The organism is Mycobacterium sp. NGS62 (genome assembly GCF_059812285.1).
Genome location: NZ_JCALCK010000030.1, coordinates 1 through 9,286, shown reverse-complemented (window position 1 = coordinate 9,286; position 9,286 = coordinate 1). Strand labels below are relative to the sequence as shown.

Sequence of the window (9,286 nt, the reverse complement as noted above, 5' to 3'; positions counted from 1 at the left end):
ACCCGTCGACCGCCACGCTGACGGGACCACTTTCAGCAGAGGGTTTTGTCATTTGCCCAGTGATGGACCCCCGGCATGTCGTCCCGGGAAGACCCGGTTTGATGCCCGCCTATCCACGTCCACAGTCCCTCAGTAGTTAGGTCTGCAGGCTATCGCAAAGATAAAGATATAAAGATGGGGCCAAGGGTCAGCGCTCGTCTTAATTATCTTGAGCACACGCTGCGTGCGCACGGATTCATCCAGCCGTATGCGCCCAATCCGGCGTCCCTGTACGGGCTTTGGCCGTCAAATTCAGAAGATGTGCCGTGACGGCTTCGTGACGTTCGTATGGCAAAAAGTGGCCGGCGCCGCCGAAGACGACCACCTGGCAGTCGGGAAGCTGGTCGGCGATCCGCCGGGCATGACTCGGCGGGGTCAGCGGGTCCCTGGTCCGGCCATGACGACGGCGTCGAGGTCGCGAAACCCGGGCACGGCGTCGTATCGATTGTGTTGCAGTATCGAGGCACCCAGGGCAGCGACCGCGCGGGGGTCGCTTTGCGCGGTTTGTACGATGACGCGGTTCATATCGTAGCGTCGCGGATGTTTGCCGAATGCGCCTCGCGCGACTTGCCGCAGCAGGAACAGCGGCTTACTGGGGTATTTTGAGCCGAGCCGAGCCGTCAGCATCAGCACCGCTTTCATGGCGTGCTCGGCCCCCCGGAATCCTTCTGATCGCGCCCAGCAGGTCGCCCGCGCTGGTCGCGACGAATGCCACTGCGGCGGCACGTTGCGCGACGACGGCGGGATGGCTCTGCGCCAATGCAATCTCAGTGTCATTCCGCCTAGAGAGTGACCGCCGAAAACGATCGGCCCATCCGGAACCAGCTGTGCAACAACGGCGGCCAAGTCGTCGGCAAGCTGCTCGACCGACGCGGTCGGCGCTCGCGCCGAATCGCCATGGCCCCCGATGGTCATAGGCAACCACGCGCAACGCCGGATCCGCCTTGACCAGCGAGGCGGCGACGTCTTCCCAGAATGTGGCTCGACAACGTCCAACCGTGCGTGAGGACGACCGTCACATCCGGCTCAGTTGAACCCCACTCAGTGACGTGCAGCCACACGCCACCGAGCTGCAGGGTAGGTTGACGGCACAACACGTCGGATCGGCCCCTGACATCCGCACCCTACTTTCCCGTGTTGACGACGGGTGCCGCGTCGGCTTGACTGGCGGTCAGCTCAGCCTGGCTCGTAGCACCCCCTGTCTTTGACAGGCGAGCGCCCAGCCGCTGCAACGCGTCCACCGAGAATGGCTGCGTCATACGGCGGTTGACACCAGGGGCGATGCGGAGCATGAAGTACCCCAACCAGGCCTCGGTGCGCACCGGCACGACCGCGAGATCAAACCGTACAGCGCGCACGGCGGCACGAGCGACCAGATCGGGGCTCATCGGCGAGACTCGAAACTTTTCGCTAAATTCCTGGAGCTTCTTGCTGAACTGCTTTCCCTGTTCGATCACCTCCTGACCGACGCCGACAACGATCGCGCGATCAGCGATGTTGGTGTTGATCACACCCGGGCACACCGCGCTGACGCCGATGCCTTTCGGTCCGAGTTCGAGCCGCAGGCACTCCGTCAGCATCTTCACCCCCGCCTTGGACACCGAGTACGGCGACATCACCGGTGTGGGTGTGAACGCCGCCGCCGACGCGATGTTGACGATGTGGCCACCGCCGCGCTCGACCATCTGGGCGCCGAACACACGGCATCCGTGGACGACACTCATTAGGTTCACACCAAGCTGGCGTTCCCAATCCGACGGACTCAGCTCCAAAAATGGCCCGCCCACCACAATTCCTGCGTTGTTGACCAGCACATCGGCGTAACCGTGATCGGCTAATACGTCGCGGGCGAAGGTCTCCCAGGCATCGGGGTCGGTGACGTCCAACTGCGCCGCCGACGCGCTGCGGGCATGACCGCGGATCATGGCCGTGGTCGCTTGTGCCGCATCCAGATCGATGTCCGACACCACGACATGGGCGCCGAGTTTAGCGAACCTGATCGCCGTCGCCCGGCCAATCCCGCTTCCAGCCCCGGTGACCACCACCACGCGTGGCCGCAATCGGTTGAACTTCACGCGCTCTCCTTCGTCGTGGCCGCGACCGCGTCCGGAACCGTAGCCCCTGTACTGTATCGGTAGACATCAAGGTCGTAATGGCGGTTTTGCCAGTACATTTCGCCGTGCGTCGACGGCCGAAACGGTGAATCGCCCTGGCTGTTGATGTAGTAGGTGTTCGAACCCGCACACGTCGGGGTGAACAGGAAGTTCTTCTCTTGGCGCGTCAGGCATTTCCGGAAATACTCGACGTGGACTTCCTGACGAACCTCGCAGACCGTCGCACCGCGGCGCTTCGCCTCGGCTATGGCACGGCTCAGATGAGCCGATGTTGCTTCGATCATCCACAAGTACGAGCCAAGCACGAATCCGTACGGCCCGGTGATGGAGAACATGTTCGGAAACCCGGGAACCGAAACGCCTTGATACGACTGGTATCTCTGCTCGTCCCAGAACTGCCCGAGATCGAGGCCGTCCCTCCCGATGACGAGGAAGGGAGGCACCGCACCCGTGTCCCACAGCTTGAACCCGGTCGCGCAGATCAACACGTCGATCTCGTGTTCCACACCGTCGGCTGTCCGCACCCCCCTTTTGGTGATGCACTCAATGGCATCGGTGATCAGGCTGACGTCGTCGCGGTTGAAGGTACGCAAGTAGTCGTTTGACATCGACGGGCGCTTGCAGCCCAGCCCGTAGCGTGGGATCAGCTTTTCCCGAATGACTGGGTCATCGATCTGCCTGCGCATCCACCGCCGAGTAGGTACCTCAAGCATCCGGCGGCTTCCGTTCGTCAGCCACCGCGGGCCAGCCCACATCCCGGCCATCGCGATCTCGGTGGCGACAGTGCCCACCATGCGGATAGCCGAACGGATTCGCTTACGCCCCAGAATCCAGCGCCCGGCGGACGCGATCTGCCTGTCAGGTTTGGGGAACACCCAGATCGGTGTCCGCTGGAAGACGGTCAAATGTTCCACTTCGTCGACAATGGACGGGAGGACCTGCAGCGCCGTCGCGCCCGTGCCGATCACTGCGACGCGCTTGCCCACCAGCGCCACGTCATGATCCCACAGCGCGGTGTGCATGAGCACACCCCCGAACTCGTCGAGACCCGCGATATCGGGCATCTTCGGGTGCTCCAGGCCACCGACCGCCATGACGACATATCGGCCGGTGATCTCCTGGTCAGCGTCGGTGGTCAATCGCCATAGGCTATTGCGTTCATCGAACACCGCCGAAGTGATCGTGGTGTTCAGCCGCAGCTTCTCACGCAGGCCGTACTTGTCCACAAGGTCGCTGGCGTAATCGCGAAGCTCGTCACCCGGAGCGAAGATCCGCGACCAATCACCACGCTGCTCGTAGGAAAAGCTGTAGACAAACGAGGGAATATCGACCGCCACACCCGGATACGTGTTCGCATGCCAGGTACCGCCTACCTGATCCCACTTGTCGACGATCACGAAGTCGTGAATACCTCTGCGTTGCAGGGCGATACCAGTACCGATACCGCCGAATCCAGCTCCGACGACGACGACTTCATGGTCGGGAGTGACACGTTCGGCGGTGGGTAACTGCTCGATGTCGATCGTTGTACTCAACTTGAACCTGTTGCCTTCCTGCTACTTGAGGTGGCCGACGAGGGTACCGTCGTCGCCGAACAGCTCCTGCCGCCACTGCTGCACTAGCGCGGTCGTGTCGACATCCTCGGGATGGAAGCCCGGCTTCAGGTACACGCGCACATCGGCCATCAGCCCCTGCACCAGCGGGCCGCGGAACAGCGCGCGCGTTTGACGCGCCACTTTGATCGGACGCCATCCCTTGGAGTCCGTTGCGATTGACAACAACACCCCGACCGTTACCACCGGGATCGTCAGGACGTACAGGACCGTCATCACCCCGATCCGAAGCCATTCCGACCCACCGACAGCCCGGTAGACGTCGAACGCCACCGACTTGTGTTCCAGCTCTTCCACCGCGTGCCAGTTGAGCAGGTTTCGCACCTCGGGATCGCCAGGGATTTTTTGTATCTCCTCGCCCAGCATCCGCTCAGCCAGCGTCGCGGTGTAGTGCTCGGCCGCCGCCGTGATCGCCAGAGGTACCCGCGCGGGCAGCAAGTTCTCGATCCGCACGATCAACCGCTCCCGGCGGCTGTCGCGGTCAAACATAAACAGCCGGACAAACGGGTAGCCCATCTCGATCAGCTTCTCGTTGAGCCGGCGGTGTTCCTGCCCGTGCACCGACTCTTGGCCAATGAATCCGGCTACCCGCTTCTTCAGCACCGGATCGGTCACCTGGTCGGCAAAGCGCCGAACCGACCTGATAAACAACTCCTCACCCGGCGGAAACACGCCGGATAGCAACGCCACAAGGTGACTGAACACGATATCGCCCTCAACGAAATGGTGTTTCATCGGCTGGGGGTCGCCGAACCAAAACCCAATCCGCCGAACTTTCGGATACGCGCTCTGGGCCACTTTCTCTGTAGCTGTTCCGTGTTTCACAGCCACTGCCTGACTAGCTTCCATGGCAATCTCTTTTGAAGGTGTTCGTCGATCACTTCAGGTAGCCGACGAGTTCTCCGTCGGTGCCGAAGAGTTCCTCTTGCCAGCGCTCCAGCAACGCGTTCGTGTCGATGTCGTCAGGATGAAATCCCGGTCGCAGGTATTTCGCGAGGTCTGGGATCAAACCCCGGAATATAGGGCCACGGTAGAGCCGATAGGCCTCCCGAACCACCCGTCGCGGCTGACGACGCCCATCCCGGTCGTGCGCGACCGAGTTCACCAACGTGATGGTTATGAGGAGAAGCAGAAGGGGGATCATCACCGCCATCACCCGCCTGCGCGTCCGCTCCGTACCTCCCGCCACCGTGCGGAATACATCGAATGCAACCGACTTGTGCTCAAGTTCCTCCACCGCATGCCAGTTCAGCACGTTCCATACCTGCAGCTCGCCCGGGATCGCCTGGATCTCCTCGTCGCCCAGGGTGCGTTCAGCCAGTACGGCGGTGAAATGTTCTGCGGCTGCTGTCACGGCCAGCGGAATCCGGGCGGGCAGCCACTCCTCCACACGTTTGACCCAGTCGTTAAACCTCTTCGAATCCCACCAGGCGATCGGGTAGCCCATCTCAATGATCTTCTCGTTCAACTGGCGATGTTGCTGCCCGTGGACCGATTCCTGACCGATGAATCCGGCCACCCGCTTCTTCAACGCGGGATCCGTGACCTCGTCCGAGAACCGGCGCACCGACCGAATGAACAACTCCTCCCCCGGCGGGAAAGCACCCGATAGGTTCGCCACAAAGTGGCTAAACACGATGTCGTCGTTGACGAAGTACTTGCCGTGTGTGTCGCCGTCGCCAAACGGGAAGTTTATCCGCCGGGTCTTCGGATAGCGGGATCCAGGGCTCGCCGCATTCGCAACGGTCACGGCCCTTTGCCCGGTGTGGTCGCTCGTCATGACTAACAGCCCTTCCTCGAACATCTAGTTCCTGGTACTGAGTGTACCCGATCCGTAGCGTCACGCTACTGCGGGCCGATAGGGTGCGCAAGACTCCGGTCCGCGTTGACGCGCAGATACCGATTGACGTGGAGATAACGAAAGCAGACGCGACCTCAAGCCACTACGCCGCCGTTCGAATAACTACGGCAACTACGACGCGGTCCGGCATATCGATACCGCCCGCCGCCCAACCTGGGAAAACGGCCGCTCAGTTGGCTTCGGCCAGTGCTTCCAGCGTCGTGTCGGGATCGAGGTTTACCCCGCGCGCCGCCGCAACCGCCGAAAAAGCGCCCCACAGAAAAGCGGTCAGCTCTTCGACAAGGGCATCCTTGCTGGTCGTCGGGGCATTCAGCCAGCGCAGCACGCCAAGCCCCACCGCTCCCAGAGCAGCATCCACAACATATTCAAAGTTGGCGGCCTTGCCACCACGCGCCTGGATAGCGGCAGACCAAACATCCACCGTGGCGTCCGAGAGCGGCCTGCCACTCTCGACCAAATCGGCTGGCGAACGCCCGTCCCTGAAATGTGAGTTCACGAGGAAACGAAAGAGGTTGGGCCGCTCGTCGACAAGGCTGACGTACGCGGCCACCGGTGAGCTGACCAGTTCCAGCGCCGTGCGGGCGGCATCGAATTGCGGCACGACTTGCTCGATGATCATCTCCTGCACTCGCTCGCCGGCAGCGGCGAACAAGGCGTCCTTGTCGGCGAAGAACCGATACAGCTTCGGCCTAGGGACCCCGGCGGTCTTTACGACATCGTCGATAGACAGGTCAGGGCCGTGCTCGTCGATGGCGCGAAGCATTGCCTCTATCAGATCGACCCGCACAGCAGCTCGATGTTCACGCCAACGGTCGGTTCGGGCATCGCCGGTCAACTTCGGTAGCAGTTGTCGCCCGGCACGGACACCCCGAGCAGCCATTTTCATCGACACCTTTACATTCTAATCCATAGGCATAAGGCCACTGCGGAAATCGGCAGCACGCCACGCCAGGCACCTCGCGCACAGGTACGCTGGCTCTAGGCTAGCTTAGCTACCAAGACCTGAAAAAGTCGCGTTGATTCGCGGTCTGATGGTGCCGAACAGGGAGGTTGGCCTCAACCCCTTGGGCTAGGTGTGATGCCCAGGGCAGGTTGTAAACGTCGGACAACGGCTGGTGGCCGAGCGGCAAGCTGCTGGCAAACTGGCTCAAGTTCGTGTCTTCACTTAATCCCAAGGTGGCCAACAACACCGGCACCGGGTTCTGGTTCAGGCCGAACAGGCCCGTCACCTGGTTCAGCTGGACCAATGTCACGTGGCCGAGCCCGGTAGAGGACAACAATTCATTCGGTGTCAGGCTGCCCAGCCCGAAGCCCTTGACGGCCTCCGGGATAGTCAGCTCATTGAAACCCGTCACACGCGCCAGGTCGCGCACGATGTTGACGAGGCCAAGCTCCACGGATGTGATGAACTGCGTGGAGTCCAAGCTGGCCAGCGCGACGTCGTGCACCTGCACAACAGAAATGACGTCCGAAGGCGCTGGCTGGTGCACTGGAGCGGCGCCGGTGGCGAACGCGGTGGCCGTCATCGTCAGCCGTCGCTGCGCGCGCACCGAAGCATGCGAGACATCAGGGCATCCACTCCGTGTGGCGTGCGTGGACACGCCTAAGAGTTGACTAACATTTTGCTAAGTTATCCGCAAACGTTAGCCCGGATTTTTCGCGCGACCAGCAGACCGGAGGTGAGCTTGTGTAGGTGATCTTTGGTCGTAAGCTCGTCGTCGCTTGCCGGTGGAAGTCCGGTCCGGGTAACTGTCAGGAGGCCCGGTAGCAGACTGGCGGTTTGGTCTGGAAACGGGCCGGGTCGAAGCCCAGTGTCGAAAGCCCTTCAAGGGGGAGCGACCGAGCGGTCCGCAGCATTACGCGAAGCCTGCGGCGTCGTTAGAGGTCCGCCCGTTTGGGCGGATGCAGGGAGTGCCGAGCCCCCGAAATCAGGGTGAAGGCCACGGAAGGCGCTGAAGACCTGAATGTGCAGGCGCTGAAGGACTCCCCGGCGTATGGGGCGTGGAACGTTCGGATAGTGGCGACGGGAACTGGTGAGGCCCTCCCCGGCCCGGTGACCTGCGGATGGTGTTGCCGGAGCGCGGCGCTTTATAACCAGTGAACCTGGGAAGTGAGCTGTCAGCCGGGTGGGCGTCGGAGGCGGTCGTAGTACTGGCTGAGCCGAGCGGACAACACAACCGCCGGTGAGGGAAGGACCGCTGCTTCGTCGATGCGTAGTGCGTGTAGTGGAGGTGCCCGGTGAGTGCCGTTTCGGCTAGTTCCGCCGCGTTGGGATCCGTGCCTGCGGATCCGGTTCGTGCCCTGCAGCATGCGCTTTACCGGGCGGCCAAGGCCGATCCCGGGCGGCGGTTTCATGCGTTGCGGGACAAGGTCTATCGCAGAGACGTTCTGTGGCGTGCGTGGGTTGCGGTGCGTGCCAACAACGGCGCACCGGGCATCGATAAGACCACGTTGGACCAGATCGAACAGGAGTACGGCATTGACCGGCTGCTGGGCGAGTTGGCCGTCGAGTTGCGGGACGGGACGTATCGGCCGATGCCGACGCGCCGGGTGTGGATTCCCAAGCCTGGCACGAGCGAGCAGCGGCCGTTGTCGATCCCCACGGTGGCGGCGTAGTCACCATCCATCACCAGTCAGAACATCCCAACTCGCGATTGCAGGAGGGGCAGTATGAAACATCCGTCCCGATACCCAGGCGGCGGAGCTTGCCGTTCGCCTTCGGGATCGTCACCTCCCGCACCGGGTCCGGTCGAAACTTCCGCTCCTTGAGCTCCTGACGGAGCCGCTGAAGCAGTCCGGCCGCCTCCACTGGACCAAGAGACCGCGGTGCGATCCCATCGGTTCCAGCAGAACGCGCACCCTTGTTCGTCCGCACCCGCTCCCACGCGACGGTGAGAAAGTCCGGGTCATAAACGAGGTTGTACAAATCATCGAAACAGCGGTCGGTTGCATCAACCGCCCAATGGTGCAGCTTGCGCTGCATCCTGCGTACTCGCAGCTCCGCCGTGTCCGGATCGGGCCACGAAGCACTCGTATTCACAAGTGACCTCCACAGTCTGCGTACTTGCCGCGAACCCGCTGGAGCCCTTCGCCATGTGGCCGGCTTTCCCGGCCTCGGACTACTACGGCTCCTCCGCCCCACCACCCCGGCATCAGCCGACGACTGCCTTCCCCTCCCGCCCGACGGGCTGCCGGATCGGGCTGGGGACCGGCGCGGTAGTTCCCGTGTTCACTGTCAACCGATCGACGGGTGAGGTGCCCAACTATGCCCCTGCGACCTCGTCACGGCTACGCCGCAGACCTTCACCGTGACCTCCGAACCGGCGACATCAACCGGCCCACGAGTTCCCCGCCCTCAGGGCGGGTGCGCGTCGCTGCCCAGCCCACATCCGCCAGGTTGGAGCTGGTGTTTTCGTCTTGAGAGGCGTTCAGCCGCTGGTTCCTCGCGTACACCTTCCCGTCTCGCTAGCCGGACCTGTCGGCGGACATGAAAAACTGCCCACTGGCGGACATGAAAATGCCCAGTAGCGGCCAATAAGAACTGCCCACCGGCGGACACGAAAGTGCCCGCAGGCGGCCATGAATCTGCCCGGACCTGTTTGTTGCCGTGCGGCGCGTCAGCGCCGTAGCGGCCTCTCCTGCGGTTTCGATGTCGATGC

At 62.4% G+C, this 9,286-nt stretch carries 11 protein-coding genes; 1 reads left to right on the top strand and 10 read right to left on the bottom strand.

Features of this window, described 5'->3' with window-relative positions; all coding sequences use genetic code 11:
* Nucleotides 1-235: 235 nt before the first annotated feature.
* The 8 genes from AC5Y49_RS24270 to AC5Y49_RS24235 form a co-directional block, all read right to left on the bottom strand.
* Nucleotides 236-391 carry an alpha/beta fold hydrolase gene (locus AC5Y49_RS24270; protein ID WP_499891932.1) on the bottom strand — a complete coding sequence of 52 codons (156 nt, stop codon included), beginning with the start codon at nt 389-391 and terminating at the stop codon, nt 236-238.
* A 23-nt stretch (nt 392-414) separates the two neighbouring features.
* Nucleotides 415-1,035, bottom strand: coding sequence for a thioesterase domain-containing protein (locus tag AC5Y49_RS24265; protein ID WP_499891930.1), 621 nt, complete (start codon nt 1,033-1,035; stop codon nt 415-417).
* A 128-nt stretch (nt 1,036-1,163) separates the two neighbouring features.
* Entirely contained in the window at nt 1,164-2,114 is a 951-nt protein-coding gene (locus AC5Y49_RS24260) for an SDR family NAD(P)-dependent oxidoreductase (RefSeq protein ID WP_499891929.1), read from the bottom strand.
* Nucleotides 2,111-3,688 (bottom strand): flavin-containing monooxygenase, encoded by a 1,578-nt coding sequence (locus AC5Y49_RS24255; protein WP_499891928.1) that lies wholly within the window; start codon nt 3,686-3,688, stop codon nt 2,111-2,113. The genes AC5Y49_RS24260 and AC5Y49_RS24255 overlap by 4 nt, the downstream gene beginning before the upstream one ends.
* A gap of 21 nt (nt 3,689-3,709) precedes the next feature.
* Nucleotides 3,710-4,615, bottom strand: a complete 906-nt coding sequence (locus tag AC5Y49_RS24250; RefSeq protein WP_499891927.1) for a metal-dependent hydrolase — start codon at nt 4,613-4,615, stop codon at nt 3,710-3,712.
* 28 nt (nt 4,616-4,643) lie between these two features.
* Complete coding sequence (locus AC5Y49_RS24245) at nt 4,644-5,546, bottom strand: metal-dependent hydrolase (protein ID WP_499891931.1); 903 nt, start codon at nt 5,544-5,546, stop codon at nt 4,644-4,646.
* 250 nt (nt 5,547-5,796) lie between these two features.
* Nucleotides 5,797-6,507 carry a TetR/AcrR family transcriptional regulator gene (locus AC5Y49_RS24240; protein WP_499891926.1) on the bottom strand — a complete coding sequence of 237 codons (711 nt, stop codon included), beginning with the start codon at nt 6,505-6,507 and terminating at the stop codon, nt 5,797-5,799.
* Nucleotides 6,508-6,619: 112 nt separating this feature from the next.
* A complete protein-coding gene (locus tag AC5Y49_RS24235; RefSeq protein WP_499891925.1) occupies nt 6,620-7,177 on the bottom strand; it encodes a hypothetical protein in 558 nt (185 codons plus the stop codon).
* A 688-nt stretch (nt 7,178-7,865) separates the two neighbouring features.
* Between AC5Y49_RS24235 and AC5Y49_RS24230 the strand changes: the two genes are divergently transcribed.
* The gene (locus AC5Y49_RS24230) at nt 7,866-8,243 is read left to right on the top strand and encodes a hypothetical protein (RefSeq protein WP_499891924.1); all 378 of its coding nucleotides are present in this window, start codon (nt 7,866-7,868) and stop codon (nt 8,241-8,243) included.
* A gap of 10 nt (nt 8,244-8,253) precedes the next feature.
* Here the strand turns inward: AC5Y49_RS24230 and AC5Y49_RS24225 are convergent, their stop codons facing one another.
* On the bottom strand, nt 8,254-8,610 hold the full coding sequence (locus AC5Y49_RS24225; protein WP_499891923.1) for a hypothetical protein: 357 nt from the start codon (nt 8,608-8,610) through the stop codon (nt 8,254-8,256).
* Nucleotides 8,611-9,092: 482 nt separating this feature from the next.
* A partial coding sequence (locus AC5Y49_RS24220; RefSeq protein ID WP_499891922.1) for a hypothetical protein occupies nt 9,093-9,286 on the bottom strand: 194 nt, incomplete at its 5' end.

What these genes read in the sequence shown, in the direction of transcription:
- AC5Y49_RS24250 (WP_499891927.1), bottom strand. Translation starts at nt 4,615, where the DNA reads ATGGAAGCTAGTCAGGCAGTGGCTGTGAAACACGGAACAGCTACAGAG.
- AC5Y49_RS24245 (WP_499891931.1), bottom strand. Translation starts at nt 5,546, where the DNA reads ATGACGAGCGACCACACCGGGCAAAGGGCCGTGACCGTTGCGAATGCG.
- AC5Y49_RS24240 (WP_499891926.1), bottom strand. Translation starts at nt 6,507, where the DNA reads ATGGCTGCTCGGGGTGTCCGTGCCGGGCGACAACTGCTACCGAAGTTG.
- AC5Y49_RS24225 (WP_499891923.1), bottom strand. Translation starts at nt 8,610, where the DNA reads ATGCAGCGCAAGCTGCACCATTGGGCGGTTGATGCAACCGACCGCTGT.